Raw genomic sequence first — 26,787 nt, forward strand, 5'->3', positions numbered from 1 at the left:
GAACGCGGTTGAACGCGGTTGAACCCGCGCCGCCGCCCGTCCCGACGCCGTCCTTCCCACCCTCCTCTGGAGCCACCCCGTGACCACCGAACCCGCGCTGCCCCCGCCCGGCACCGCGCCGGCGCCCGCCTCCCCGCCGCAGCCCCACACCGCGCCCACCGAATCGCCCGCCACCGAACCGCCTGTCGCTGAACTGCCTTTCTCCGCACCGCAGTTCACCACCGAACCGCCGTCCGCCGCCGAGGCGTTCCCGTCCGACGCGCCGGCTCCCGAGCTCCTGCCGCCCGCCCCCGAGCGAGCGCCCCGCGCCCCGCGCCGCCCGCGCCCGGTGCTGCTGGCGGTGTCCGGCCTGGTGCTGGGCACCCTGGCCGGCGGCGGCGTCGGCTACGCCGTCCAGGCCCAGCGCCCGCCGACGCCGCTGCCGCCGATCCAGGTCGCGCGCCCGTCCTACCCGGCCGCGGTGGTCGACCCGACCGCCTTCGCCGCCCAGCAGCCCAAACCGCTGGCCATCGACGGCGACCTGCTCAAACTGCTGATCGGTGCCCCGGACGGCAGCGCCGCCTGGGGAGAATTCCCGGACAAGCCGAGCTGGGTGTCGGTCGGCGAGTTCGCCGAGCACAGCGACAGCGCGGTCCGCGACTTCAAGGACCTGAACTCCCGGGGCTTCCGGCGCGCGGCCGAGGTGGACTGGAAGAAGGGCGACACCAGGTACCGCGTGTCGCTGGTCCAGTACGCGCCGGACCGCGCCAACGAAGCCGCCACGCACGCCGTCGGCACCACCCGCAACCTGAAGCCGTTCGCCGACGGCGCCAACGGCGGCTACCGGGTGGACGAGGCACCCAGGTACTGGGCCGACAGCGCCGATCGGTACTACTACGGCCAGGCCGTAGCCCAGCGCGGCACGGTGGCGATGGTGGTGGAGGTCTTCGACCCCAAGCCGGTGAACCCCGATGTCGTGAAGGACCTCGCCAAGCAGCAATGGGAGCGGCTGGTATGACCGACAACAGCATGACCGGGACCCCGGCCGCCACGCCGGCGCCGACCGCCCCCGAGGCGGCCCCGGCCGCCGTCGAACAGTCCGCCGCCGAGCAGCAGTTCGCCGCCGATCCCGCCGCGCCGACCGCCGCCGATCCCGCCGCCCCGCGCCCCGCCTCCCGCCGCCTGCTGCGCGCGGGCGCCGCGACGGCAGCGGCGGCGCTGGCCGGGGTGGCCATCGGCGTCGGCATCATCAAGACCCAGTACGACGACCCCGCCCCGGCCGTCGCCGCCGGGCCGTCCGCCGCGCCCGTCCCGACCGCGACCGCCACGCCGTTCGGCGCCAAGTCCAACGGCAACCACTTCGGTTCGCTGCGCGACCTGCTGCTGCCCGTCCCGGCCGGCTACGAACCCGGCCCGGACGAGGGCGGCTACGGCAACGACACCGAACTCGGCGCCGAGTTCCTGTCCGCCGAACTGGACGACGAACTCCAGCAGATCCCCAAGGACAAGCGCGACAAGCTCCGCTCCTACTGGGAGGGCCTGCACGTCAAGGCCACCGGCGTGCGGACGTACCGGACCAGCGAGGACGACCTGGTGGTCGGTCTGAAGCTGCGCCAGTTCAACCAGCAGGAAGTGCAGAAGCTCAACGAGTACACCGCGGTCTTCACCGGCGACACCGGCCTGTTCCGGATCGGCCCGGAGATCCCGGGCCACCCCGAGGCGCACTGCTACCTGATGCCGGCGCCGCCGTCCGCGCCGATCGACTACCTGGAGTGCTCGGCCGCCGAGGGCGACCTCCTGGTGGTCATGAACGTCGAGGGCGTGGCACCGCTGCCCAAGGACCGGATCGTCGCCCTCTTCACCCTGCAGCTCGACCGCCTCGCCCGCCCGGGAGCGTCCGCATGACCGACCACGCCACCCCGTACGAGCCCGCTGCCCTCGCCGAGACCTCTGCGGAGACCCCCGCCGACATCCCCGCTCCCGCCGCGGAGACCCCCGAGGAGCACGAGGCCCGCCTTGCCCGGCGCAGCGCCCGCCGCAGGGCGGCCGCGCGCTGGGCCACCGCCACCCTGGTGTTCGCCCTCGCGGGCACCGGTGCCGCGCTGGCCGTCACCGCCCCCGAGCGCACCGACCTGCCCGGCCTGGCCACCCCGGGCGACGGCCGCTACACCTTCCCGCCGCTGACGCTGCCGCCGCTGCCCTCCGGCAGCAGCACGCCGGACCGTACGGGCGGCAAGAACGCCCTGCACGCCGCGGACCTGCGCTACCTGCTGCTGCCCGCCCCCAAGGAGGCCGGCGGCAGCCTCACCCCGGCGCTCTACCCGGTTCCCACCGCCTCGGCCACCGGCACCCCGTCGGCGAGCGCGACCCCGAGCCCGACCGCCTCCGCCTCCGCCTCCGCCTCGGCGTCGGCGTCGGCGTCGGCGGGCGCGAGCCCGTCCACGGCCCCCGCCGGCCAGGCTCCGGCCGACTGGGTCACCTGCGACGCGATCCTCGCCGAGCAGCGCGACCCGGCCGAGCTCCGCGCGCTGCTCCTGCAGGACGCCTGCCGGGCGGCCACCGTCCGGGAGTGGACGGCCTCCGACGGCACCCGCACCCAGATCCGGCTGCTGCGCTTCGGCGCCTCCTTCGAGTCCTGGAACGTCTTCTCCTCCCTGCGCTCCGACGCCAAGCCCAATGCCCTGCCCGGCGCGAAGAGCACCTCCCACAGCGCCTGGGACACCGTCGAGGGCGTCCACCTGGACGCCCAGGAGAGCTCGGCGAAGGGCGCCAAGGGCACCCCGAACGCCCGCATCGCCTACCTCTGCGCCTCCGACCTCGTCGCCGTCGTCACCATGACCAACCCCGACGGCGTCCCGGACGCGGCCTTCCGCCAGGTGGTCACCCTCCAGTCCGACCTCCTCGCCTGACACCGGCCCCCGGGCCCGCCGCCCCCGGGCCCGCCGCCCGCACGCCCCTCACACCGTCAGCCGGGCGGCGGCGGGCAGGTGGTCGCTGGAGGTGGCGGGCAGGGTCCAGGCGGCGGTGGCGGGCAGGCCCCGGGTCATGACGTGATCGATCCGGGCCAGCGGGAAGACCGCCGGCCAGGTGAACCCGAAGCCGCCGCCCGCGCTGTCCTGCGCGGAGCTCAGCCGGCTGGTGACCGGGGTGAGCGCGTGGTCCCCGGCGGCGGTGTTGAGGTCGCCCAGCAGCAGCACCCGGTGCAGGGGCTCCTCGTCCAGCGCGGCGCCGAGCGCGGCGAGGTTGCGGTCGCGGTGAGCGGTGGCGAAGCCGGTGACGTTGAGCCGGACGGAGGCGAGATGGACCACGTACACGGCCAACGGCCCACCAGGGGCCTGGACTTCGGCCCGCAGTGAGCGGCTCCAGCCCGGGTCGATGGTCAGCCGCCGTGCGTCGGTCACCGGGTAGCGGCTCCACAGCGCGACGGTGCCGATCCGCGTGCGGTGCGGCAGTTCGGCGTCCAGCACGTGCTGGTAGACGGGCAGCGCGGCGTCGGTGACCTCCTCCAGGGCGACCAGGTCGGGGCGGGCGGCGAGCAGCGCCCGGGCCGTGCCGGCGGGGTCCGGGTTCTGCGCGCTCACGTTGTGGGTGACCACGGTCAGGCCCGCACCGCCGGCCGGGCCCGCACCGCCCCCCGGCGGCGGCGGGCCGCCGCCGGCGAGCACCGGCCCGAGCACGACGGCCCACACCGCGGCCAGCACCACCGCGGCGCACGCCGGCACCGGCGCTCGCCGCAGCGCGGCGGCGAGCAGGACGGCGGGCACCACGACACCGGCCCAGGGCAGGGCGCTCTCCCACAGGCTCCCCAGCTGGACGCCCAGGCTCGGCACCCGCCGGTGACCGGCCAGGGCGAGAGCGGTCAGCAGGGCCACGGCGGCGGCCACACGGCCGCGCCGCCAGCGCCCGACCGGCTCGCGCCGCTGCCGCCGCCGACGGCATCGACGGCCGCCCGGGCGGGAGACACCCGTCGAGGCGCCCCCCACCGTCCCCTGTCCCGCCCCCGCCACCGCTCCCGGCCTTGAGACCGCCCCCGCCCCCGGCGCGAGCCCCTCCTGCGATCGGATCATGAACGCCCCCTACCCGGCCGCGTCGGGCAACTGGGCCGGACAGGTCCCGCCAGGGCTGGTCAGCAGCTCGAAGTGCCAGATCTCGTTGGCGTACACCTGGCAGAGCCCGTACCGCGCGCCGTGCTGGATCAGCCAGTAGTCGGCATTGGTCGGACCGATGTCGATCGCCTTGCCCGAGACGTGCGCCGACTTCTCCGGCGTGTTCACGAACTGCCTGGCCCGCTCCAGACTCCCGTACCTGGCCACCCCCTTGTCGAGCAGCCGCTGCTGGTACTCCTTGCTGCGCCAGCCCGAGGTGACGGTCATCTCGATGCCCTGGGCGCGCGCGTCCCCGGCGGCCTGCTGGACGGCTGCCAGCAGCGGTCCGTCCAGGTTGCCCACCGCCGGCGCCCCGGTGTCGAACGGGGTCAGCGTCGTGCCGTCGGGAATGTCGCCGTCCGCCCCCGCCGAGGAACCGGACCCCGGAGCGAGGGAGGAGGAGAACGGCGCGACGGTGGCCGCCAGGGTCCGCAGCGCCGCCTCGGTCGCCGGCGGATCGGCGGCCGCGCAGGCGCCGGCCAGCGCCAGCACCACCACCGCCCCGGTGCCCACGGCCACCGCCCGCCGGCCGCCCCCCACCGGCCGCCACCGCGTCGCCTCCTGGCGCGTCGTCCCGTCCATCCCTGCCTCCCGGCGCTCGTCACTTCGCCGCGACGGGGAAACCCGGCGGCCACACCATGGGAGGAAAAGCGGTGTTACCAGGACGTCTGCACTAGCCGATACGTTTTCGATAGGCCCGTTCGTGTCCAATGGACGGCAACGGCAACGGCAACGGCAACGGCAACGACAGCAAGAGCGGGACGGGAGAACAGCGCGTGCGGGTCCTGGTGGTGGAGGACGAGATCTACCTCGCCGAGGCGGTCCAGGCGGGCCTGCGCCTGGAGGCGATCGCCTGCGACATCGTCACGGACGGCGACGCCGCCCTCGAACGCCTCGCCGTCCACACCTACGACGTCGTCGTCCTGGACCGCGACATCCCCGGCACCCACGGCGACGACGTCTGCCGCACCATCGTCGAGCACCGCCTGGGCTGCCGCGTCCTCATGCTCACCGCCGCCGCCCGCCTCAACGAGAAGGTCGCCGGCTTCGAACTCGGCGCCGACGACTACCTGACCAAACCCTTCGACCTCGCCGAACTCGTCGTCCGGCTGCGCTCCCTGGCCCGCCGCCCCGCCCAGGCCGCGCCCCCCGTCCTCGAATACGCCGGACTGCGCCTGGACCCCTTCCGCCGCGAGGTCTACCGCGACGGCCGCTACGTCGCCCTCTCCCGCAAGCAGTTCGCCGTCCTGGAGGTCCTGATGACCGCACGCGGCGGCGTCATCAGCGCCGAGAACCTCCTCGAACGCGCCTGGGACGAGAACGCCGACCCGTTCACCAACGCCGTCCGCATCACCATCTCCGGCCTGCGCAAACGACTCGGCGAACCCTGGGTGATCCAGACCGTGCCCGGCGTCGGCTACCGCCTCACCGACGGCACCCCCACGTGAGCGCCCCGCCCCGCACCCGCCCCGCGCCGCGACCGCGCCGCCTGACCGCCCGCCTGCGACTCACCCTCAGCTACACCCTCTTCGCCGTCATCACCGGCACCCTCTGCCTGGCCGTCGTCTACGTCGGCATGCGCTACATCCCCAACTACCCGCTCACCTCCTCCAACCCCCGCGACCGCCTCTCCGCCCCCTCCCGCCAGGAGATCCTCCGCTCCCTGCTCACCATCTCCGGCTACGCCCTGGCCCTGCTCACCGCCGTCGGCACGATCGGCGGCTGGTTCATCGCCGGCCGCGTCCTGCGGCCCCTCCAGGACATCACCAGGGCCGCCCACCGCGCCGCGAGCGGAGCACTCGAACACCGCATCGCCCTCGCCGGCCCCCGCGACGAGTTCACCGACCTCTCCGACGCCTTCGACGAGATGCTCGAACGCCTCCAGCGTTCCTTCGACGCCCAGCAGCGCTTCGCCGCCAACGCCTCCCACGAACTGCGCACCCCCCTGGCCATCACCCGCACCATGCTCCAGGTCGCCGCCGCCGACCCGGCCCGCCAGGACTGGACCACCCTCGTCGCCCGCCTCCAGGACACCAACCAGCGCGGCATCGAGATCAGCGAAGCCCTCCTCCAACTCGCCGACCTCGGCCACACCGCCCCCGAACTCGAACCCCTCGACCTGGCCCGCACCACCCGCGACGCCCTCGCCGCCGTACAGGAGGAGGCCGCCGCCCTGGGCGTCACCGTCACCACCGACTGCCGGCCCGCCCCCGCCACCGGCAACCCGGTCCTGCTGCGCCAGGCCGCCGTCAACCTGCTGCAGAACGCGCTGCGCCACAACCTGCCGACCGGGGGATCCGTCACCGTCACCACCGGGGCCGATCCGGACCGCCCCGGCCGGGTCCGGCTCGCCGTCACCAACACCGGCCCCCGCCTGGCCCCCGAGACCGTCCCCACCCTCACCGAGCCCTTCCTGCGGGGTCGCGGCCGCACCGCCCAGTCCGACCCCGCCCGCCGCGGTCACGGCCTCGGCTTGGCCATCGTCGTGGCCGTCACCGACGCCCACCACGGCGACCTCGGCCTCGCCCCCGCCCCCGGCGGCGGCCTGCACGCCACCCTCAGCCTCCCCGCCCGCTGAGCCCGGCCGCCGTCCCGCCGAGCCCCGGCCTCACCCCGTCGGCTGCCCGGGCCGGCCCGGCACCCACAGCGGCGCCGGGCCGCCGAGCGCCATGTACCGGGCCGCGTCCTCCTCCAGCCACCCGTCCACCCGGCCCGGATCGCCGCCGCACGAATCCACCAGCGCGGCGGCCGCGATCCGGGCACAGGCCAGCATCAGCGCCAGGGTGTCCCGGCGGCGGTGCCGCTCCCGGACGTACGCCTCGCCCCGCTCGTCGATACGCCGGCCGTGCGCCTCCCGGCCCTCAGCCTCCCGGCCGTGCGCCTCCCGGCCGTGCGCCTCCCGGCCGGCCGCCGAAGCGCCCCCGCCCCCGTCCCCCTCGCCGGCGGTGACCGCCTGGACGCCGTGCCACACCAGGGCGAGCGCGGCCGGTTCGGCCGGGTGCGTCACCTCCGCCCGGCCCGCCTGCTCACGGGCCTCCGCCGACCGCCGGCCCAGCCACTCCAGCACCGCCGGCACATCCCCCTCGCGGGCCTGGAGCACCAGCTCCGCCGCCCGGTACGCGAGCGCCCGCAGGACCTCCCCGGCCGGCACCCGCAGCCCCGGCACCGGCGGCTCGCCGAACGCCAGCCAGGCGTCCGCGAACGACGCCGCCCGCATCCGCCCCAGCCACGCCGGAGCCCCGGCCGCGTCGCCCACCCACTCCTGCGCACCCAGCCGGACCAGGCCCGCCGCGGCAAGCCGCGCCGCGTCCCCGTCCAGCCCGCACAGCCGTCCACCCCTCACCGCGCACCCCCGTCAGCGCCCTCAATCCCGTGACGGGCACATCCCACCACACCAGGACGCAAGCGAACTAGACAGGGACCCGACAAAAATTTCCGACGCCGCCCAGCCGCCGCCCAGCCGCCGCCCAGCCCAGGACCAGCGGCAACCGCCCCGCCAGAGCGCCCAGCGCGGCCCGCTGCGCACCGGTGGAGGCGCGCCGTCCCGTCCCGACCAGCAGTGCGTCCCGGTCGGAGAACGACGCGGGGAACGCGGCCCCGGCGATCCCCTCCAGCAGCGCGCGCGAGCGCCGCAGCCCCTGCGCCGGCGGCCCCGGCACCCCGGGCAGGAACGCGGCCAGGCCGAGATGGTGCAGCGTCCACTCCAGGACGTACGCGTCGAGGTGGTCGCCCGCCGTGAGCACCTGTCCGCGCGTACCGACCCGCGGCGCCGGACCGGCGAGCCCGGCGACCGCCGCCCGCAACGCCGTCCGACACCGCGCGAAGTCCTCCGTCCCCGCGAACTGCCCGCCCGCACCCCCGGGCCCGGCGGACCGGGGGTGTGATGCTGTCCCCGGCCGCCACCCAGGTCGTCGCACCGTTCGACAGTTCGGCCATGTGGCCGCCCCCCGCTGACGGTTCGCCCTGTGCCGCGGTCCCCGCCGCGGTGCCCGAAGAGCTGGTCACGGGTGTGCGGGGCCGGCGGGCCTCCACGGCGAACCGGGCCGCCGGAACCGCGGGGCCCCCGTCCGCCCGTACCGGGGCGCCGCTACGCGAGGTGGTACTGCACGGGGGTGGAGACCCGGGCGCCGAGTTCGGCGGCGGCGCGGCGCGCCCAGTACGGGTCGCGCAGCAGTTCGCGGCCGAGCAGGACGGCGTCGGCCCTGCCGGCGGCGAGGATGTCCTGGGCCTGGACGGGGTCGGTGATCAGGCCCACGGCCGCCACGGGCATGCCGGCCCCGCTGCGCACGGCCTCGGCGAAGGGCACCTGGTAGCCGGGTCCGGCGTGGATCGTGGCGTCGGGGACGAGGCCTCCGGTGGAGACGTCCATCAGGTCCACGCCGTGGGCCAGGAGTTCCTTGGCGAGGCGGACGGTGTCCTGCGAGGTCCACCCGGTGCGGCCGTCCCGCGGGTTCTCGGTGAGCCAGTCGGTCGCGGAGACGCGGAAGAGGACGGGCAGGTCCTCGGGCCACGCCGAGCGGACGGCGTCGACGACCTCCAGGGCGAAGCGGATGCGGCCCTCGAAGGAGCCGCCGTAGGCGTCGGTGCGGTGGTTGCTGTGGGGGGAGAGGAACTGGTGGATCAGGTAGCCGTGGGCGCCGTGGATCTCGACGGCCCGGAAGCCGGCGTCGAGCGCGCGCCGGGCGGCGTCGGCGAACTGCCGGACGATCCCGCGGATCTGCTCCTCGGTGAGTTCGTCGGGCCTGGTCCGGGTGGGGGCGAAGGGGAGGGCGCTGGGGGCGAGCGGCGTCCATCCGTGGGCTTCGTCCGGGGCGAGGGCGCGGCCGCGGTCGATCCAGGTGCGCTCGGTGGACGCCTTGCGGCCGGCGTGGGCGAGCTGGAGGGCCGGCACGGTGCCCTGTGCCGTCAGGAAGGAGGTGATCCGCCGGAAGGCCGCGACCTGGGTGTCGTTCCAGATCCCGAGGTCGTAGGGGGTGATGCGGCCTTCGGGGCTGACGGCGGTGGCCTCCATGATGATCATCCCCGTGCCGCCGGTGGCGCGTGCCGCGACGTGGGCGAAGTGCCAGTCCGTCGGGGCTCCGGCCGCGTCGCCGTCCGGAGCGGCGCTGTACTGGCACATCGCCGCCATCCAGACGCGGTTGGGGACGGTCAGGGTCCTCAGGGTGTAGGGGGTGAAGAGGGTGGTGCTCATGGGCGGACTCCTGTCGGCGGAGGCGGGGCCGGGGGAAACCTTCTCGAATGATTGCAAGTGCAATTTGTGTGACACAACAATAGTTGTGCACGCTGATTGCTTGCAAGCGCTGGCCATTTCATCCGGTGTCGCCACCTGCCGGCGGACCCGCTCCCGCGCGATCCTGGTCCCCACGGCCGTCGGCGCTGCGCCGCCCGTGTCCACCGTCCGGGCGGCGGATCCGACCATGCGTCACCAGGAGGTCCGATGAAGATCCCCGGTCCCGACCCCCGGCCGGACGGCGGGGTCGGCGCCATCGCGCAGGCCGGCGGGCTGCACGCCTACCAGCTGTGGCTGCACGCCGAGTACGGCCCCGTGGCGCGGTTCCAGCTGCCCGGCGCCGAGACGGCCGTGTCGGTCGCCGACCCGGTGCTGCTGGAGGCCACCGCACACCTGGACCGTCGCCCCGAGCGCCTGTTCTCCTTCCTGGACCCGCTGTTCGAGGCCGGCAACCTGCAAGTGCTCCCGGCGGACGAACACGCCCCGTGGCGCCGCACCCTGCTCTCGGTCCTGGCCGGCCGCCCCTCGCACGAGCAGGCCTTCGACCGCTTCACCGCGCTCGCCACCGGCCTCGCGGACCGCTGGGCCGCGCGGGGCGCGCGGGGCGAGGCCGTCGCGCTGCAGCAGGACCTGACCGCCCTGTCCCTGCGGATGATCTGCGCGTACGCCCTGGGCGGCGAGGTGGAGGGCCCGGACGTCGTCGCCGCCGCCTTCGAAGAGGTGCTCGCCGACTACCTGGAACGGCTCTACCAGGTGCCCCCCGCCGTCGACCCGCAGGAGCGCGCCGAGCGGACCGCGCGGGCGCTCGCCCTCCTGCGCGCGACGGTCGACCGGGTGATCGCGGCCCACCGCGACGGCGCCCGCGCCGACCGCAGCGACCTGGTCGGCGCACTGGTCGAGGCCGGCGAGCGCCCCGCCCGGATCCGCGACACCGTCCTCGCGGCGATGCTCGCCGCCCACCACACCACCGGCGTGGCCGTCTCCTGGACCCTGCACCTGCTGGGCCGCCACCCCGGGGCGGCCGAACGCGTCACCGGGGAACTGGACCGCGTGCTCGGCGACCGCCCGGCCCCCGGGTACGCCGACCTGCGGCGCCTGCCGTACCTGCGGACGGTCCTCCAGGAGTCGATGCGCCTCTACCCGCCCGGCCCGTACGGCGCGCGCCAGACCACCCAGGCGCTCACCCTCGGCGCGTACGAGGTCCCGGCCGGGGCGGTGGTCTTCTACCCGTTCTGGGCCGTCCACCTGAACCCCGACCACTGGCCCGAGCCCGAACGGTTCCGCCCCGAGCGCTTCACCCCGGAGCAGGCGGCCGGACGCGCGCGGCTGGCCTGGGTCCCCTTCGGGTTCGGCCCGCGCAGCTGCGAGGGCGCCGCCCTGGCCATGGTCGAGTGCGAACTGCTGCTGGCCGTCCTCCTCAAGCGCCTGCGCTTTCGGCCCGTGCCGGGCCACCGGGTGGTCCCGGCCGAACGGTTCGTCCTCTGGGCGGCCGACGACATCCGCATGCTCGTCAGCCCGCGCCGGGCCGGGTGAGCGCCGCGGGCCCGCCGGCGCGCCCCGCGCGGCCCGGCCCCGGGCGTGCGGGTGCCCCGGGACGAACCGCCCCGGGGCACCCGGCATGGGGGAGCGGCGGGGATCAGCCCCCGATGCCGATACCGGTCTCGGTGGCGTAGCCGGCGACGCCGTTGGGGCCCACCGCGACGGCGGCGTCGAGGAACGAGGCGCCGTCAGGACCGAACTGGACGTCGGTGATGTGCAGGGCACTGCCGTTCGGGCCGACGGAGAACGCCCCGTGGTCGTAGTTCAGGGAGGGGATGTTGTCGGGGGTGGCGGCGGAGGCGATGGTCGCCCCGCCGAGCACGAGCGGGAGGCAGAGGGCGGAGACGGTCAGGACACGGCGCGCAGTACGCATGGGGGAAGAGCCCTTCCAGATAAGGGTGGTGATGGTCGATCGGACCGCCACGAAATGGCGGCCTGTCACCATCCACACACATTCGTATGCGGAGCGCGACCGGGGATGGCTGTCCGGGGCTACCGGTTCACCCGGGCCCCCCATCGCCGCCCCGAGGACGTGACGGGCGGCCCGCCGGAGCCCGGGGAGCGCCCCGCCCGCGCGGCGCCGCAGCCCCGGTGACGGGCCGCCCGGCGACCGGCGAGGCCGCCGGCCCCGCCGGGACACCGCCCCGGACACCGCTCACGGCCGGGGCGGGCGCGTGGGCGCCGGCCGGCGACTTGACGATCAAACCGGTGGTGCTGCGATAGTGACCCGGTGCGCGTCGGCCTGCTCGGACCCCTGGTACTGGACGCCGGAGCGGGCCCGCTGCCGATCGGCGGCGCGCGGCTGCGGGCGCTGCTGGCCTACCTCGCGCTGGACGCCGGCCGCGCCGTCCGGCCGCAGGCCCTGGCGGACGCGCTGTGGGCCGAGGCACCACCGGCCGACCAGACGAACGCCCTGCAGTCACTGGTGTCCCGCCTGCGGGGCGTCCTGGGCGACCCCGCGCTGCTCACCTTCGGACCGGCCGGGTACCGGCTGGCCGTCGAGGCCGGCGCGGTGGACACCGACCGGTTCGAGCAACTGGCCCGCTCCGGAAGGCACTTGCACGCGCAGGGCCGGCCGGCCGAGGCCGCCGCCGCGCTGCGGGAGGCCCTGGCCCTGTGGCGCGGCCCCGCGCTGGCGGACGTGCGCGAGGCGCCGTTCGCCGACGCCGAGGCCCGGCGGCTGGAGCGGGCGCGGCTGGTCGCCCTGGAGGACCGGATCGAGGCCGACCTCGCGCTGGGCGCCGGACCGGAACTGATCGCCGAACTCGAATCGCTGACCGCGCGGCACCCGCTGCACGAACGGCTGCACGCCCAGCTGATCCGGGCACTGGCCGCCGGCGGCCGGGGCGCCGAGGCACTGGCCGCTTACCAGCGGCTGCGCGCCCGGCTGGCCGACACCTTCGGCAGCGACCCCGGACCGCAGCTGCAGGCGGCCCATCTCGCGGTCCTGCGCGGCGAGCTCCCTGCACCCCCCGGCCACCGCACGCCCCCTGACCGCCAGCAGTTCCCCGGCCACCGTACGCCCGCCGACCAGCCGCCACCCCAACAGCCGCCACCCCAACGGCCGGAACCCCAACGGCCGGAACCCCAACGGCCGGAACCCCGCCGAGCACGGCCGCCCGGCAACCTGGACGCGCCGCTGACCAGCTTCGTGGGCCGCGAGGACGACATCCGCCGGGTGGCCGAGCTGCTCGGCCGAGCCCGCCTGGTCACCCTGGTCGGACCCGGCGGGTCCGGCAAGACCCGGCTGGCCACCACCGCCGGCCGCCGGCTCACACCGTCCGGCGGGGTGTGGTTCGCCGCCCTGGCCCCGGCCGGCCCGGCGGACGTGCCCCGCGCGGTGCTCGACGCCCTGCGGACGCGCGAGGCCGACCTGCCCAAGAGCGCCGCGGCCCCGGCCCGCCGCCCCGGCACCCCCGGTACCACCGAGGAGATCCTGGACCGCCTGACCGAGGTGCTCACGCACGACGACCCGGTCCTGGTGCTGGACAACTGCGAACACGTGATCGAGGCGGCGGCCGCGCTGGCCGAGACCCTGCTCGGCCGGTGCCCCGGGCTGCGGGTACTGGCCACCAGCCGGGAGCCGCTGCGCATCGACGGCGAGAACCTGCACCCGGTGCTCCCCCTGGAACTGCCCGAACCCGGCTCGACACCCGAACAGGCCCGCGCCTGCGCGGCGGTCCGGCTGTTCCACGACCGGGCCGCCGCCGTGTGCCCCGGCTTCGCCGAGGAGGACGGCTCGCCGGCGGCGGCGGTCGAGATCTGCCGCCGCCTGGACGGCCTGCCACTGGCGATCGAACTGGCCGCCGCCCAGCTGCGCACCCTGCCCGCCGAGGTGGTCGCCGCCCGGCTGGACGACCGGTTCCGGCTGCTCACCCGGGGCAGCCGCACCGCCCTGCCCCGCCACCAGACGCTGCGCGCCGTGGTGGCCTGGAGCTGGAAGCTGCTGGCCGCCGACGAGCGGGCGCTGCTGGAACGGCTGTCGGTGGCGCCCGGCAGCTTCACCGAGGACGCGGCGCAGGCGGTCGGCGGGCTCGGCGCCCCGCACGCCGACCACCACCCCGGCGACCACGACGCCCCCACCCGCGATGTCCGGGAGTTGCTGGCGGCGCTGGTCGACAAGTCGCTGCTGCACCCGCTCGGAGCCGCCGCCACGGGAGAGCCGCGCTACCGGATGCTGGAGACCATCCGGGAGTACGGCCTGGAGCAGCTCACCCGCCGCGGGCAGGACGGTGCCGCCCGCGAACGCCACTGCGGGTTCTTCCTCGCCCTGGCCGAGACGGCGGAGCCGCGGCTGCGCACCCGCGACCAGCTGCGCTGGCTGGCCCGGCTGTCGGCCGAGCGGGACGACCTGCTGGCCGCGGTCCGCTGGGCGGTGGAGTCCGGGGACGCCGCGACGGCGGTCCGGTTCGGCGCCGCGCTGTGCTGGTTCTGGTCCATGCGGGGCTATCCGCCGGAGTCGCTGGACCTGCTCGAACGGGTGCTGGAGGTCCCCGGGCCGGCCGATCCGGCGGCCCGCGCGCTGGTGGTCGCGACGTACGAGGTCGGCACCGAGTCCATCGGCCGGCCGGAGGACAGGGCGGCCGCCTTCGGCCGGATCGAGGTGGCGATGGCGGGTGTCGACCCCGGTGTCCACCCCCTGCTGGAGCTGGCCCGGCTGGCCGCGGCCATCGCCGGCCCGCAGCCGCCGCCGCGCCCGCCCGACTTCCCGGGCCCGCCCGACTTCCCGGGCCCCTCGGGTTCCCCGGGCTCCCCGGACTTCCCGGACGGCGAGCGCAAGGACCCCTCCAGCGGCCCGTTCACCCTGCTCGTGCGGGGCCTGCTGACCCTGCACACCGGGGACGTCACCGAGGCGAGGGGCTTCCTCGCCCACGCGCTGGCCGGTTTCGAGGCGCTCGGCGAGCGGTGGGGCATGGCGACCGCGCTGAGCACCCTCGGTTCGCTGCGGCGGCGCTCCGGCGACCTGGCCGACGCGCTGGCGATGAACGAGCGGGCCACCCGGTACTTCCAGGAACTTGGGATGCAGGAGGACACGGTCGACAGCGATGTCCAGGCCGCCCTGATGCGCGCCCAGGCCGGGGACGCGGACGGCGCGCGGCGGCAGCTGGCGGGCCTGCTCGAGGAGGTGGCGCAGGCCGGATGGGCCGAGCCCCGGGCCGTGGTGTGCCTGGGCCTGGCCCAGCTGGAATGGCGGGCCGGGCGACGGGAGCCGGCCCGCGCGCACGCCCTGGCCGCCCTGGACCAGGCCCCCGGCGGCCAGCCGGCGCCCTCGCACCTCACCGCCCTGCTGCTGGGCGTGCTCGCGCAGCTGGACGCGGCGGACGGCCTGCCGGGCGCGGCGGTGCGCCGGCTCGACCACCCGGCGGTGCACCTGGTGCTGACCTGGAACTCGGCGGTCGCGGCCCGGATCGCGGTGACGGCCGCCGACATCGAGCTGTGCCGCGGCCGGCCGGGGGAGGCGGCGCTCCTGCTCGGCGCCGCCGACCTGCTGCGGGGCTCGGACGACCTCGGTGACACCGACGTGCGCAGGATCGCCGGGCGGGCCACGGCGGACCTGGGAGCCGCCGGGTTCGCGTCCGCGCACGCCGCGGGTGCGGCGATGGCGCGGACCGAGGCCAGGGACCTGCTGTCCGCGATCATCACCTCACCCGAACCCTCACCCGTACCCTCACCCGCGGCCGGGCCGCCCGGTCAGTGAGCCGGAGCCGGAGCCGGAGCCGGAGCCGGAGCCGGAGCTGAAGCTGAAGCCGGAGCCGGAGCCGGAGCAGGGGCCGGCTTGCCGAACATGGCGCAGGTCACCGCACTCTGCAGGGCCTGGCCGGCCGCGGTGAGCTCCGCGTCGGCCCCGAACTCGAACAGGAACTCGGTCGAGATCAGGACGGTGGCGGTACGGCTGCCCGTGCCGTCGGTGAGGTTGGTGCTGGAGTAGCCGGTGATCCCCCCGTCGTGGGCCCAGACGGTGCCGCAGGGGGTGCGGACCGTCCCGATGCCCAGGCCGGAGCCGGGCCCGTCCACCGGGTTCTGCGGGTCCATCGGCACGGTGGCGCGCAGCTGCGCCAGCTGGGCCGCGGGCAGCAGCCTGCCGGACATCAGCGCGTTGTAGAAGCGGGACCAGTCCTGCGCGGTGGACACCACGGCCCCGGCCGCCCCGCCCCAGCCCGGGTCGTTGCCGGAGACGTCCACCCGGCCGTCGCGGTGCACCCCGGCCACGTCCCGGAACGCCGCGGGCACCCCCGCCGGCATGTGGGCGGAGTCCGGCTCGTAGCCGCGGACGTAGCGGCCGTGCCAGTTGCCGTCCGTGGCGAGGTAGGTGTGTTTCAGGTCCAGGGGACGGGCGATCCGGTCCTGGATCAGGTCGGCGAGGCTCGCTCCGGTGATCCGTTCCAGGACGGCGCCGACCGCCGCGTAGTCGGTGTTGCTGTAGGACCACCGGGTGCCCGGCGGGAACAGCGCCGGGCGCTTGACGCCCACGGCGAGCAGTTCGGCGGAGGTCCACCGGTGCGGGTCCTTGCCGAGGATCGACGGCAGGACGGCGGGGTCCTCGGTGTAGTCGGGCAGGCCGCTGGTGTGGTTCAGCAGCATCCGCAGCGTGATCGCCCGGCCGTCGGGCACCTGGCCCGGCAGCCACGCCTCCACCGGGTCGGTCAGCGCGAGGCGCCCCTCGGCGGCCAGTTGCAGGGCGATCACGGCCATCATGGTCTTGGTGTTGGAGCCCATCCGGAACTCGTCCCCCGCCGCGAGCCGCTGGTCCGCCGCGGCCCAGGGGGCCTGCTCGGCGATCTCGACGGGCCGGCCCCGGCCGTCGTCCACCCGCACCACCACGCCCGGTGCCCCGGCGGCCACCAACTGCCGCGCCAGCTTCTCCAGTTGGACCCGCTGCGCCTCGGCCCCGCCCCGGGTCGCGGAGGGCGCGGACCCTGCGGCGGCGGGGAGGGGGGCCGGGAGCGCCGGTCCGGCGGCCAGCCCCACGGTGAGGGCCGACGCCGTCAGCACGAGCGGCGCCAGCCGCAGGCGGCGCGACCACCCCGGGCGGGAGGGCGAAGGGGCCGCCGAAGAAGGAGTGGAAGAAGGAGAAGTAGCTGACGGCATGGATGCGGTTCCCTCTGCTTGCCGGGTGATCTGGACGGGCCCAGCCTGTGGCCCGCCGCTGGCAGACCGCGCACAGCGCGCTGTCAGGCGCCCGCTGTCCGCCCCGGATCGGGTGCCCGCCTCGCTGTCCGCCCCGGTGTCCGCCGGCACCGGGGCGGACGACGCTGCCGTGCTCGGATCAGCAGGACCCGGCCGGGCGGTCGCGGACCACGAGGTCGTTGCGTCCGGCGGTGGCGTCCAGCCAGACCACCCGGGTGCCCTGGTCGGCGGCGGCGTGGAACTGGCTGCCCCGGTTGCAGGAGACCCGTACGGGGGTGCCGCCGCTGACCGGCAGCTGGTACAGCTTGGGCAGAGCGGCGTTCGACCAGCCGCTGCTCGGCTGGGCGCTGCGGTGCGTGAAGGTGACGGCCTGGTCGGTGGCGGTGAGCTCCATGTCCGCCGGGGTGTACGGCGAGTCGGTGGAGAGCAGGTCGCGCACGCCGGAGCCGTCCAGGGCGCCGGAGCGCAGGGCGGCCGGGCGGGTGCGGTCGGCCGGGGCGGCCAGCCAGAGCAGGCGGCCGCCCGCGAGCAGCGGGGAGGCGAGGTACGGCGGGTCGGTGCCGTTCGGGGTGCTCACCGGGTACTGGGCGGTGACCTTGCCGGTGGCGGTCGAGAAGGCCGTCGGCGCCTGGACGGTGGCCCCGTCGGCCGTCCAGGACTCGATCCAGCCGAGCAGGCCGTCCTTGAACGCGAGGGACGTGAGGTTGTGGCCCTCGGGCAGCGGGAGTTCCACGGGCGGGGCGCCGTCGTGGGAGAGGCGGACCCGGGTGCGGCCGGTGTCGTTGTCGGTCACCGTGAAGGCGATGTCCCCGCCGGATACCTGGACGCTGCCGGGCGACTGATCGGAGGAGTGGAACACGCTGCGCACCGGGCCGCCGGACAGTGGACGGGTCAGCACCTCCGTTCCCCACGTGCCGGTGGTGTCGGGACCGATCGCCAGCCAGACGGCGGACTTGCCGTCGGTGGCGGCCCAGCCGTGGATCCGCCCGTCGTCCGGGCTGAGCCGGGTCGGGGTGCCGGCGGTGGTGGTGGAGCCGGTGTACAGGGCGGTCGCGCCCTTGCCGTTCGGGTCGGTGTTGCCCATCACCCAGTGGCCTGCGCCCGCGGCCGGTCCGACCGGGGCGGAGGTGCCGGGCAGCAGCGGACGGGTGTCCGTCCCGAGTCGGCTCTGCCAGCCGGCCTTGATCCCGTGTGCGTCGAACGCGGCCGCCACCTTGCGCAGTTGGGCTCCGCTGAGCTTGAGGGCCCGGCCGGCGGCGAGTACCGCGTTGCGTCCGTCGACGAAGTCGTCCAGTGGGGTGAGGTATTCGGCCATCGCCCGGTAGACGAGGCGGTCGGCGGTGAGCGGGTCGAGGGTGTGCCGGATGTCCCACAGGGCGCCGCTGAAGATGGTGGAGTTGAGGTGCGCGCCGCCGTTGTCCAGGTCGAGCCCGGCGCCGAGGTAGTCGTCCACGGTGGTGCGGTGGTCGTCCAGGCGGCGGTTCGCGCAGTCCTGCGGGGTGCCGGTGCGGCACAGGTTCTCGCCCATCAGCGGGGCCGCCGGGTCGTCCATGGACATGCCGCGGGCGGTGACCTCGATGGCGTTGCCGAAGTAGTCGGCGATGCCCTCGTTCATCGCGCCGGACTGGCCGTCGCCGACCAGGTTGGCGGTGTGCTGGATGACGCCGTGGGTCATCTCGTGCCCGGCCACGTCGAGGGCGGCGGAGAACGGCAGGAACCTGGCGTTGCCGTTGCCGTAGAGCATCTTCTGCCCGTCCCAGGCGGCGTTGGGGAAGGGCTTGCCGCGGTTGCTCACGTTCACCACGGAGGTGATCGCGCCGCCCTTGCCGTCCAGGCCGTCGCGGCCGAGCCGGTCGTGGTAGAAGCCGTACACGGCGGCGGCGTTGAGGTGGGCGTCGGTGGCGCCGCTGGTGCCGGTGGAGGCGGGGAAGGCCGGGTCCGGGGAGCCGACGGGCAGGCTGCCGTCGGGCAGTCGGCCGCTGAACTCGTTGTAGTCCCGTCCGGTCGCGTCGTAGGTGGTGATGGTGACGGGCCGGGTGAGGTCGACGAGTTGGTAACTTCCGTCCGGCTGGCGGGAGATGTTCACCGGCACGGTACGGCCCAGGAGGTCGGGGGCGGTCCCGGTGGCGGGCTGGGCGGCGGCCGCGCCACGGGCGGCGCCGGCCCCGGTGTCGCCGGCCCCGGTGTCGTCGGCGCCGCTGACCTGGTAGGGGGCCGAGGAGTCGTGGGCGAGGGCGACCACGCCGAGCGTGGCGTCCGCGTAGACCTCGCGGACCAGTGGCTCGCCGTTCCCCGGGTCGGCGGTGTGCACGGTGAAGTGCCGGGCGAGCCGGCCGGTGCCGCCCGGCAGGACGACCAGGCCGCGGTCCTCGGCGGTGGCCCCGGCCCGGGCGCGCGGGTCCTGGAGCGAGCCGAGCGCCAGCGTGCGCAGCACCGCGTCCGGCACGGTGGGGGCGGTCGGTGCGGTCAGCCCGGTGAAGTACTTGCCGCCGACCGACTCCACCCGCTGGTCGGCCCCCTCGCCGGTGAGGCGGACCAGGTACTGCCCGCCGAGCACCGGTATGCCGCCGTGGTACTGCTGGAACCTGACGGTGCGCCGGTCGGCGGCCGTGCGCTCGACCGCGAGCTCGGCCAGCTGCCCCGGATCGACCCGGTACCGGTCCAGGTGGGCGGCGAGATGGGCCCGGGCCGCCTCGGCCGGAGCGCCGGGCGCCGCCTCGGACAGTCCGGTCACCAGCTGCGGGGCGGCGGTGCCCTCGCCGGCCACCAGGCCGGGGACGGGATCGGACTCGGCGGTGGGGCCCGGTGGCGCGGCCAGGGCGGGGGAGGCGGTCACGGTGAGCGCCAGCGCCAGACTCAAGGCGGCGCCCGAGCCGAGCACCCTGGCCACTGAACGGGAACGGTGGTGCACTGCGGTCCTCCACGGAAATCGGCAGTGACGGCAGCACGACAGAGCTGCCTTTCACGGAGGAACGGGGCACCGGACAGGCCCGGTTCAGCCGTTTGCCGCCCTCCGGCCGCCCCTGCGGTGCGCGGCTCTATTGTGGAGATTGTGGACGGGCAGGTGTCGGGTGCGGTCGTGGGGTGGTTCGGGGTCGTCGGTGTTCCGTGTTACCTCACCGGGGGCCGTCCGGAGCGGGACGGCCCGGGCCATCTGATCGTCACCCGTGCCATCTGATCGTCGCTCGGGCCGGTATCGCTCTGCCTTTCGCTCTGTCCGTGGCCGCCCCCGGGCGTCGGTGCGATGTCCTCCAGGGTGTGTTCTCCTGGGTCGCGGTGGGTCTCGGTGGGTCGGGTGTGTGCAAGGGCCGGGTCTGGTTCGGCCTGTGTGTCGATCTGGGTTGGGCGGAGACGCGACTCCGTACCCGGCTCTGCCCCGTCGGTCGGTCCCGGGCTTCCGGCCCTGTGGTCTGAACCAGCTCCTGCCGGGCCGCCGGACGTGCCGGGGGTCCCTGTGTCGTTCGGCCGGGTCCGGGGGGTGTGCACTCACATGCGGACCGCGACCGTGCCCCGCTGGTTGTTCATCAGCATCGACAGCAGCGCGACTCCGAGGCCGGCCGCCGCCGGTCCCCCCACCGCGAGCGGCATCGTGTTCTCCCGGCGGCGGCGTTCCTCTTCCAGTTCGGTGGCGGTGTGGTCCTCGGCGGTGGCCTCCTGCGCCGTCGTCATCTGAACCTGGGTGCTCATCGATCGGTCCTTCCTCGGTCCGTTCAGTGGTACGCGGAGGGGTTGCCGTGCTGCTGGGCCTGGGCGGGCCGGTTGGGGGCCTGGCCGCCGGCCGGACCGGTGGACTGGTCGGGGTTGTACGGCGGCGGCACGTACTGGCCGGTGATCGTGCTCCGCCGTCCCTCCGGCGCCTGGAAGATCGACGCCGTGGCCGTCACCAGCGTTGTCGCGGTCGAGATCGTCATCAGCTGACGGGTGCTGAGCCTCGGCAGCGGGAAGTCCTCCGGTCGTTTGCGCGTGCCCGCCATCGCCGTCCGGCCCGTCCCCGGCGGCCCCGGCCGCCGGCACGCCCGGGGGGGGGCTGCCGGTCCACCGCGACCGCCTTGTCGAAGACCGGCCGCGGATCCGCGGATACGGCACCCGGTCGGGTGCGGAGCCCACCCGCCCGGACCCTTGCGCATCTCACCCGGCCGCCCCGCAGGGGGTGCCCGGGATCAGCCGGTCCGCGATCCGGGCCGGCTCTCCTCCCGCCACTGCCGCACGGAGCGCACGATGTCCTGGCCGATCCGGTCCAGGAGGGCCGCGGCGTCGTCCATCCGGGCGCCGGCCGGTGTGCCGGGGCCGAGGGTTTCGGCGCCCTGGCGGGCGACGGCGGCGAGCGTCGTGTTCCGTTCGGCGCTGGCCAGCAGCGCCCGGTACCAGACGTCGTCGTCGATGACGTACCGCTCCCGGCGCTGCTGTTCGCCGCGTTCGCGGCGGATCAGCGCCTGGCCCTCCAGGTAGCCGACGGCCTTGGAGACGGCGGCCGGGCTGACCTGCAGCCGTTGCACCAGTTCGCCCGCGGTGAGGCTGCCGTCGTCGGTGACGTACAGGCACGCGAGGACCCGGGCGGCCATTCTGGGCAGGCCGCTGTGCACCAGCAGCTCGGCCAGTTCGTCGGCGAACTCGCGGACCGCCTGCGGGTCGCGGCCCTGGGCCGGCGGCGTGGCGGCGGCGGCCCGTCGGGCGGTCGTGCCGCTGCGGCGGGAGCGCTGCGCGGTGGCGCGTTGGGCGTGTTCGGCCCGGTAGTCGCAGGGCCCGCCGTTGCGGGCGATCTCGCGGGTGACGGTCGAGGTCGGCCGTTCGATCTGCCGGGCGATCTCGCCGTAGCCCAGCCCTTCGGCCAGTCCGGCGGCGATCCGGTGGCGGTCCTGCGGGGTCAGCCTGGCTCCGGGCATCCGTCCTCGTCTCCTTCCGTCGCGTGAACAGTATCCGTCCGGCTCACCCGCTGTTGCAATGGGACTGCGACATTCTGTTGCATTCACCGGGAGGGTCATTGCAAGAATATTGCGGCATCTACCTGCGTATACATCCACCATTGGCGGGTTTCGTATTGACCATTATGTGAATTTGCTCGTAGCTTCCTTCCCGAACCGCGACACCACATCGAGGGGGAACACGCCATGGGAACCACCACGCGCGCCGCCGTCGCCACCCTGCTCGCCGGGGCCGTGCTCGCCGGGGCCGTGCTGGCCGGCGCCGCCACCGCACCGGCGTTCGCCGCGCCCGCGCCGGACGGCGGGGGCGGGCACCCGGGGGTCCAGCGGGTGCTGGACCGGGCGGTGGCCACGGGCGGTCTGCCCGGCGCCGTCGCCGAGGTCCGGGACGGCCACCGCCGGTGGTTCGGCAGCGCGGGCGTCGCCGACCTCGCCACCGGGCGGGCCCGTCTCGCGCAGGACCGGTTCCGCATCGGCAGCACCACCAAGACCTTCGTCGCCACCGTCGTCCTCCAGCTCGCCGCCGAGGGGCGGCTGAGCCTCGACGACAGCGTGGAGCGCTGGCTGCCCGGCCTCCTGGGCGCCCCCGGCTACGACGGCGACCGGACCACCGTGCGCCAACTCCTCAACCACACCAGCGGCATCTACAACTACGCGATGGACGAGAAGGTCCGCCAGGAGGCGAGCGGCCTGCCCTTCCTCCGGCACCGCTTCGACGGCTACACCCCCGAACAGCTCGTCCGGATCGCGGTCGCCCACCGGCCCGACTTCGCGCCCGGCGCCGGCTGGACCTACTCCGACACCGACTACGTCCTCGCCGGCCTGATCGTCGAACGGGCCTCCGGCGCCACCCTGGCCGCGCAGATCAGGCAGCGGATCACCGCCCCGCTGGGCCTCACCGGCACCTACGAGCCCTCCTCCGGCGACACCGCCGTCCACGGGCCGCACGGGCGCGAGTACTCGCGTCTGGGGCTCACCGGGGCGAACGCCACCGCCTACGACGTGACGGAGCTGAGCCCGTCCTGGGGCTGGGCCGCCGGCGACATGATCTCCGACGTTCGCGACCTGAACACCTTCTTCGCCGCCCTGCTGGGCGGGCGGCTCCTGCCGCCCGTCCAGCAGCGGGAGATGTTCACGATGGTCCCGACCGGGCACCAGTGGATCGACCAGGCGGACTACGGTCTGGGCGTCGCCGGCATCAGGCTCGACTGCGGTCCCACCGTCTGGGGCATGGGCGGCGCCGTCAACGGCTCGTGGTCCTACGCGTTCGGCACCCGCGACGGCCGGCACCTGCTCGCCACCAACGTCAACGGCGACTGGGTCGAGGGGAGTTGGCCGATCGCGGTGTTCACCTCCGAGCTGGAGGCGGAGTTCTGCCCCCGCTCGTGACGGCCCGGCTCGTGAGGGCCGGGCTCGTGACGGCCCGGCTCGTGACGGCCGTCCGGCCGGGGGCGTCAGGGCAACGCGGCCGCCGTGCGCAGCGGCACCGAGCGTTCGCGGGTGTTGCGGCCCGGCCGGGCGGCGAGTTCCGGCTCGGCCCGGGCCTCGGTGGTGCGGCCGAGCCAGGTCAGCAGTTCGCCGTGTACGCCCGGGAGCAGGTGCGACCCCGAGAGCCGGCCGGAGGCGGCCAGTTCGTCGACCATGTGCAGCGTCGAACGGCGTGGTCGCGGATCGACACGGCGGGCGGACCGGGACCACTTTTTCGACGGACGCCGCCCTCCCGCGGGGCGCCGTCCCCTCCCGTCTGGCGGTGCTCAGGCCTGGCGGTGCTCCCGTCTGGCGGTGTTCAGGCTTGGCGGTGCTCACGTCTGGCGGTACGCGGCCGTCGCGATCTCGGCGAACGAGCGGACCAGCGGGTTGGTGTCGCCGTCGTTCCACACCGCGACCACCGGGCTGGGTGCCATGTCGGCCAGCGGGACCGTGGTGAGGTTCTCGGGCAGGTCGTGTCCGAGCAGCGGGGCCAGGCCGACGGTGCTGTTCCAGAGCACGGCCTGGAGGCATTCCTGGACGCCGCGTACCACGGGGCCCTCGCGTGGGGTGCCGCCGTTCCAGTACGACTGCCACCGGGGGTCGGTTCCCGGGGGGAACTGGAACCAGCGGCGGTCGGCCAGGTCGGCCAGTTCCAGGCGGCCGCGCCGGGCCAGTGGGTCGTCGGCGCGCAGGACCGCGCCGACCGGGTCGGTGCGCAGGACGCGCACCGTCAGGGCGGTGTCGTCGAACGGCGCGCGGGTCAGGGCGACGTCGACCAGTGCGGCGCGCAGTCCGCAGGTCGGGTCGGTCAGGTCGGTGTCGCGTACGCGGATCTCGACGCCGGGGTGGCCGCGGCGGAAGGCTGCCGCCAGCCTGGTGATGCCGGGGTCGGTGCCGTCGCCCAGGATGCCGACGGTCAGGGTCGCGGTGCCGGCCGCCGCGGCGACGCGCGCGCGCAGGCGCTCGGCCCGGTCGAGCAGGTCCCGCGCCTCGTCGAGCAGCACGGCCCCCGCCGGGGTGAGGGTGACACCGGCGGGGGAGCGGGCGAACAGCAGGGCGCCGCTCTCCTTCTCCAACTGCTTGATCGCCCGGCTCAGCGGCGGCTGGCTCATGTGCAGGCGGGTGGCGGCCCGGCCGAAGTGGAGTTCCTCGGCGACCGCCACGAAGTAGCGCAGGGTACGTAGCTCCACGCTGCGACGATACCCCCCGGGTATCGGCGTGGCGCAACGGGTCTTGGACACCGGCAGGGCCCCGGCGGTGGACTCGGAACATGACCGACACAGCGAAGACCAGCGAACCGCAGGCCGGCCCCACCGTATCGGTGGTCGCCCCCGGCGACGGCGAGACGATCGTCCTGGGCACCACGCGCATGCGCGTCCTGGAGGACGGCAGCCGCACCGGGCACCGCCTGGCGATGACCGAGTCCCTCCTCGCCCCGCACACCCCCGGACCGCCGCAGCACCGCCACGCCCGCCACGACGAAGGCTTCTACGTCATCTCCGGCACGGTGCGCTTCACCGTCGGGGACCGGCACCACGACGCGAGCGCGGGCACGTTCGTGATGGTCCCGCCCGGCGCCCCGCACACCTTCGCCAACGTGACCGACCACAGCGCCGTCATGCTCAGCGTGTTCACCCCCGACCTGTACGTGCAGTACTTCCGGGACCTGCGGGACATGACCGCCGACGGCAGGCCGCCGACCCCCGAGGCCGGCCTGCGCACGATGAGCCGCTACGCCACCGAGCCCGCCACCGACGTGGCCTGAAGCCCACGGCCACCCGCCAGCGGTGACCGTGAAAGGACGTCATGACTGCGATTTCTCGGTTTGGTGTCAGTGGTGGTGAGAGTCGGTAGTGCTTCGAGGCATGTGGTCCAGGTTCTTGCTGGTCGGGCTGGATTCGGTGCGGGTGGCCGGCTGACAGGCTGACTGTCGCGGGGTGAGAGGCCAGGGGCCTGTTGTGCTGTCGTGGGGCTTTATCTCGCTGCGGCTGGTGCTGTCTTGGGTTTGAGAGATCTAACGCTCAGATCTGTGGGGCGTCGCTTGGATCTCGGGTATGGGAGACGGCGGTGGTGGGGGTGTGGGGCGGGGGTTGCCGCGGGCGTTGGTGGTGCGACGTCTGGTGGAGCGGCAGGCGGCTGGTGAGCTGACGTCGCGGCACGTGAGGGCGGTGGCGGACATGGTGGGGGTGTCGGTGCGCACGGTGTGGCGGTGGCTGGCGACGGCGAAGGCGACCGGGGAGGTCGACAGAGCGCCCGCCCGTCAGGGCTACGCATTGTCGGATGAGACGTGGACGTTGCTGGCCGCTTCGGGGGGCAACGTCGCTGAGCTGTGCCGCCGCATGGTCAACGCTGCTGGCGGCGCCGACACGGGTGTGCCGCCGCGGTGGCCGCCCTGCTGTTCACCGGCACCGGTCGGGATCTTCTGTCGATGACCCAGGTCGAGAGCGCCGACGACCACAACGCCACGGTAGCCATCGACCGCGACTCACGGATCAACATCGGCCAGGTGTCCGGTCCCCGGCACATGTACGCCATTCCGCCCAGCCTTCTTCCCCGAGAAGCCGCGCGACGCCTCGAAGATCCAGGACGCCGACTGGACCACTGTCACCGCCTACTTCAGCCTCCTCAACGAGGTGGCACAACTCAACAAGGGCAACCTCCAGATCATCGTCAGCGACCACGCCAACCTGCCCGACGCCTGGTTCCAAGACGCGGTCATCGCTAACTGGCGCCCCAATGACGACGGAAGCCGAAACGCCCTCGTTCCCCCGGGGTGGCTCGGCTGACGGACCATGGGCCGCCGAAAGCGGCCTCCGGTGCCAGTGCTGCATGTTAGGTGCCGCCCGGTAGGCCCTCTGCGCAGTCGGAAGGAAGACCTGGCTGACGCTCCCCTGTTGACCGGATCCTCCAACCTGTGACTGGTCGTCATGGCCAAGAATGCTGACTGCGGTTGCGGCTGCGCCGGTTGGACCCGGTGGCGCGGACCATGCCCGTGGCCAGGGCGGGGCCCTGCCGGAGCGGAATCGGGACCTGGGGGCATGGCACCGCCGGTAGGTGCTGCTTATCGGCCCGACGTGACCGGCAACATGCCGGTGGACGGTCTGAATCAAGGCAACAGCCGGTAGACCGACGAAGACTTCGAGGGGCGCGCGGCGGTGCTGCGTGCCCCCTTTCCTTTTGGGATCCCACAGGAGATATGTGTAGTATTTGGTTAGGTCCTACTATTTGGGAGTCTGTGGTGAGGGTCAGCTTCGGTGGTGAGCGGGTTGAGGTGCCCGACGACCTGGGCCGGGCGCTGCTCGCGGCCCTGCGCGGCGAGCGTCTGGTGGAACCGCCGCAAGCCGCCGACTTCGACGACCTGACCGCCCTGGTGGCCTGCATCAGCCGGGTCACCCAGCACCTGAACGTGGTCAAGGAACTGGCGATGTCCCGCGCGGACGCCAGCGACAGCTACTCCAACCGGCGCGCCCTGGGCATCGCGGCCGCCATGGCACCCTCCCAACTGGGCCGGGTCCTGGAGGGCCACGGACTCCCGCGCGACCGCCGCGCCGGCGGAGTGGACCTGGCCGTCGCCTTCCGCACCACCGACGACAGCGTCCTCCACCTGGCCGCCGAGGACGACGTGGCCGGCCTGCCCTCGTTCACCCTGCCACCCAACCCCGCCCAGAGCGGGGCCGAACCCACGGAGTTCGCCGGCCGGGAGCTCGAGTTCTACTACCGCCCCCAGGTCCCGATCGCGGTGGCCGACCTCGGACGCACCGCCGGCTACACCCTGCGCCCCGAGCAGGGCCCGATCGCCTGCCTCACCGAGCAGGTCTTCGACGCCCTGTTCGGCGACCCGCGGATCGACCCGACCCGACCCAACGGACGCTGA

General features: G+C 74.9%; 24 protein-coding genes and 1 pseudogene. 12 read left to right on the plus strand and 13 right to left on the minus strand.

The features are described from left to right. The first annotated feature begins 79 nt into the window (after positions 1–79). The 3 genes from ACIP37_RS34590 to ACIP37_RS34600 are packed head-to-tail and all read left to right on the plus strand — an operon-like array spanning position 80 to position 2,888. Complete coding sequence (locus ACIP37_RS34590) at positions 80–997, plus strand: hypothetical protein (protein WP_363630987.1); 918 nt, start codon at positions 80–82, stop codon at positions 995–997. Beyond that, a complete protein-coding gene (locus ACIP37_RS34595) occupies positions 994–1,884 on the plus strand; it encodes a hypothetical protein (RefSeq protein WP_363589075.1) in 891 nt (296 codons plus the stop codon). The genes ACIP37_RS34590 and ACIP37_RS34595 overlap by 4 nt, the downstream gene beginning before the upstream one ends. After that, positions 1,881–2,888, plus strand: a complete 1,008-nt coding sequence (locus tag ACIP37_RS34600) for a hypothetical protein (RefSeq protein ID WP_400812089.1) — start codon at positions 1,881–1,883, stop codon at positions 2,886–2,888. Before ACIP37_RS34595 ends, ACIP37_RS34600 begins: the two co-directional genes overlap by 4 nt. A 48-nt stretch (positions 2,889–2,936) precedes the next feature. On the opposite strand, the gene ACIP37_RS34605 is transcribed toward ACIP37_RS34600, so the two are convergent. Continuing rightward, positions 2,937–3,863, minus strand: coding sequence for an endonuclease/exonuclease/phosphatase family protein (locus ACIP37_RS34605; RefSeq protein ID WP_363630990.1), 927 nt, complete (start codon positions 3,861–3,863; stop codon positions 2,937–2,939). A 192-nt stretch (positions 3,864–4,055) separates the two neighbouring features. Then, positions 4,056–4,706, minus strand: coding sequence for a M15 family metallopeptidase (locus ACIP37_RS34610; protein WP_363630991.1), 651 nt, complete (start codon positions 4,704–4,706; stop codon positions 4,056–4,058). A 194-nt stretch (positions 4,707–4,900) separates the two neighbouring features. Between ACIP37_RS34610 and ACIP37_RS34615 the strand changes: the two genes are divergently transcribed. Continuing rightward, complete coding sequence (locus tag ACIP37_RS34615) at positions 4,901–5,572, plus strand: response regulator transcription factor (RefSeq protein ID WP_063353004.1); 672 nt, start codon at positions 4,901–4,903, stop codon at positions 5,570–5,572. Continuing rightward, positions 5,569–6,702, plus strand: a complete 1,134-nt coding sequence (locus ACIP37_RS34620) for a HAMP domain-containing sensor histidine kinase (RefSeq protein WP_363589083.1) — start codon at positions 5,569–5,571, stop codon at positions 6,700–6,702. The genes ACIP37_RS34615 and ACIP37_RS34620 overlap by 4 nt, the downstream gene beginning before the upstream one ends. A gap of 30 nt (positions 6,703–6,732) precedes the next feature. Here the strand turns inward: ACIP37_RS34620 and ACIP37_RS34625 are convergent, their stop codons facing one another. From ACIP37_RS34625 to ACIP37_RS34635, 3 genes and pseudogenes are all read right to left on the minus strand, one after another. Then, positions 6,733–7,467: a hypothetical protein gene (locus ACIP37_RS34625; RefSeq protein ID WP_400812091.1), complete on the minus strand. Its 735-nt coding sequence runs from the start codon at positions 7,465–7,467 to the stop codon at positions 6,733–6,735. A 127-nt stretch (positions 7,468–7,594) separates the two neighbouring features. Continuing rightward, positions 7,595–7,912 (minus strand): annotated as a pseudogene (locus ACIP37_RS34630) (maleylpyruvate isomerase); the annotation flags it as partial. Positions 7,913–8,211: 299 nt separating this feature from the next. Next, the gene (locus ACIP37_RS34635) at positions 8,212–9,315 is read right to left on the minus strand and encodes an NADH:flavin oxidoreductase/NADH oxidase (RefSeq protein WP_363589087.1); all 1,104 of its coding nucleotides are present in this window, start codon (positions 9,313–9,315) and stop codon (positions 8,212–8,214) included. Between the two features lie 246 nt (positions 9,316–9,561). On the opposite strand from ACIP37_RS34635, the gene ACIP37_RS34640 reads away from it, so the two are divergent. Next, complete coding sequence (locus ACIP37_RS34640; RefSeq protein ID WP_363589089.1) at positions 9,562–10,887, plus strand: cytochrome P450; 1,326 nt, start codon at positions 9,562–9,564, stop codon at positions 10,885–10,887. 103 nt (positions 10,888–10,990) lie between these two features. Here ACIP37_RS34640 and ACIP37_RS34645 read toward each other — a convergent pair whose 3' ends face one another. Then, entirely contained in the window at positions 10,991–11,266 is a 276-nt protein-coding gene (locus ACIP37_RS34645; RefSeq protein ID WP_363589091.1) for a hypothetical protein, read from the minus strand. A gap of 357 nt (positions 11,267–11,623) precedes the next feature. On the opposite strand from ACIP37_RS34645, the gene ACIP37_RS34650 reads away from it, so the two are divergent. Further along, positions 11,624–15,091 carry an AfsR/SARP family transcriptional regulator gene (locus ACIP37_RS34650; RefSeq protein WP_400812094.1) on the plus strand — a complete coding sequence of 1,156 codons (3,468 nt, stop codon included), beginning with the start codon at positions 11,624–11,626 and terminating at the stop codon, positions 15,089–15,091. On the opposite strand, the gene ACIP37_RS34655 is transcribed toward ACIP37_RS34650, so the two are convergent. The 5 genes from ACIP37_RS34655 to ACIP37_RS34675 form a co-directional block, all read right to left on the minus strand. After that, positions 15,085–16,386, minus strand: a complete 1,302-nt coding sequence (locus tag ACIP37_RS34655) for a serine hydrolase domain-containing protein (RefSeq protein WP_400845152.1) — start codon at positions 16,384–16,386, stop codon at positions 15,085–15,087. The two genes, ACIP37_RS34650 and ACIP37_RS34655, sit on opposite strands and share 7 nt — an antisense overlap. A gap of 274 nt (positions 16,387–16,660) precedes the next feature. Continuing rightward, the gene (locus ACIP37_RS34660) at positions 16,661–19,432 is read right to left on the minus strand and encodes a M4 family metallopeptidase (protein ID WP_400812098.1); all 2,772 of its coding nucleotides are present in this window, start codon (positions 19,430–19,432) and stop codon (positions 16,661–16,663) included. Between the two features lie 575 nt (positions 19,433–20,007). Continuing rightward, positions 20,008–20,208, minus strand: coding sequence for a hypothetical protein (locus ACIP37_RS34665; protein WP_400812100.1), 201 nt, complete (start codon positions 20,206–20,208; stop codon positions 20,008–20,010). 23 nt (positions 20,209–20,231) lie between these two features. After that, the gene (locus ACIP37_RS34670) at positions 20,232–20,432 is read right to left on the minus strand and encodes a hypothetical protein (RefSeq protein ID WP_400812101.1); all 201 of its coding nucleotides are present in this window, start codon (positions 20,430–20,432) and stop codon (positions 20,232–20,234) included. A gap of 249 nt (positions 20,433–20,681) precedes the next feature. Then, positions 20,682–21,404: a MarR family transcriptional regulator gene (locus tag ACIP37_RS34675; RefSeq protein ID WP_363589426.1), complete on the minus strand. Its 723-nt coding sequence runs from the start codon at positions 21,402–21,404 to the stop codon at positions 20,682–20,684. Between the two features lie 225 nt (positions 21,405–21,629). Here ACIP37_RS34675 and ACIP37_RS34680 point away from each other — a divergent pair, with 225 nt between their 5' ends. Then, on the plus strand, positions 21,630–22,832 hold the full coding sequence (locus tag ACIP37_RS34680) for a serine hydrolase domain-containing protein (protein WP_400812103.1): 1,203 nt from the start codon (positions 21,630–21,632) through the stop codon (positions 22,830–22,832). Between the two features lie 65 nt (positions 22,833–22,897). Here the strand turns inward: ACIP37_RS34680 and ACIP37_RS34685 are convergent, their stop codons facing one another. Together ACIP37_RS34685 and ACIP37_RS34690 are read right to left on the minus strand one after the other, a co-directional pair. Then, positions 22,898–23,086, minus strand: coding sequence for a hypothetical protein (locus tag ACIP37_RS34685; RefSeq protein WP_400812105.1), 189 nt, complete (start codon positions 23,084–23,086; stop codon positions 22,898–22,900). A gap of 159 nt (positions 23,087–23,245) precedes the next feature. Further along, positions 23,246–24,103, minus strand: coding sequence for a LysR family transcriptional regulator (locus tag ACIP37_RS34690; RefSeq protein WP_400812107.1), 858 nt, complete (start codon positions 24,101–24,103; stop codon positions 23,246–23,248). A gap of 80 nt (positions 24,104–24,183) precedes the next feature. Here ACIP37_RS34690 and ACIP37_RS34695 point away from each other — a divergent pair, with 80 nt between their 5' ends. The 4 genes from ACIP37_RS34695 (at position 24,184) to ACIP37_RS34710 (ending at position 26,787) form a co-directional block, all read left to right on the plus strand. After that, the gene (locus tag ACIP37_RS34695) at positions 24,184–24,678 is read left to right on the plus strand and encodes a cupin domain-containing protein (RefSeq protein WP_363589417.1); all 495 of its coding nucleotides are present in this window, start codon (positions 24,184–24,186) and stop codon (positions 24,676–24,678) included. A 289-nt stretch (positions 24,679–24,967) separates the two neighbouring features. Further along, positions 24,968–25,345: a transposase family protein gene (locus tag ACIP37_RS34700; RefSeq protein WP_400812109.1), complete on the plus strand. Its 378-nt coding sequence runs from the start codon at positions 24,968–24,970 to the stop codon at positions 25,343–25,345. A gap of 147 nt (positions 25,346–25,492) precedes the next feature. Continuing rightward, complete coding sequence (locus ACIP37_RS34705) at positions 25,493–25,699, plus strand: DUF3732 domain-containing protein (protein WP_400812124.1); 207 nt, start codon at positions 25,493–25,495, stop codon at positions 25,697–25,699. Between the two features lie 485 nt (positions 25,700–26,184). Next, positions 26,185–26,787: a hypothetical protein gene (locus tag ACIP37_RS34710; RefSeq protein ID WP_400812111.1), complete on the plus strand. Its 603-nt coding sequence runs from the start codon at positions 26,185–26,187 to the stop codon at positions 26,785–26,787.

Source organism: Kitasatospora sp. NPDC088861 (assembly GCF_044750105.1).
Taxonomy (GTDB): domain Bacteria; phylum Actinomycetota; class Actinomycetes; order Streptomycetales; family Streptomycetaceae; genus Kitasatospora.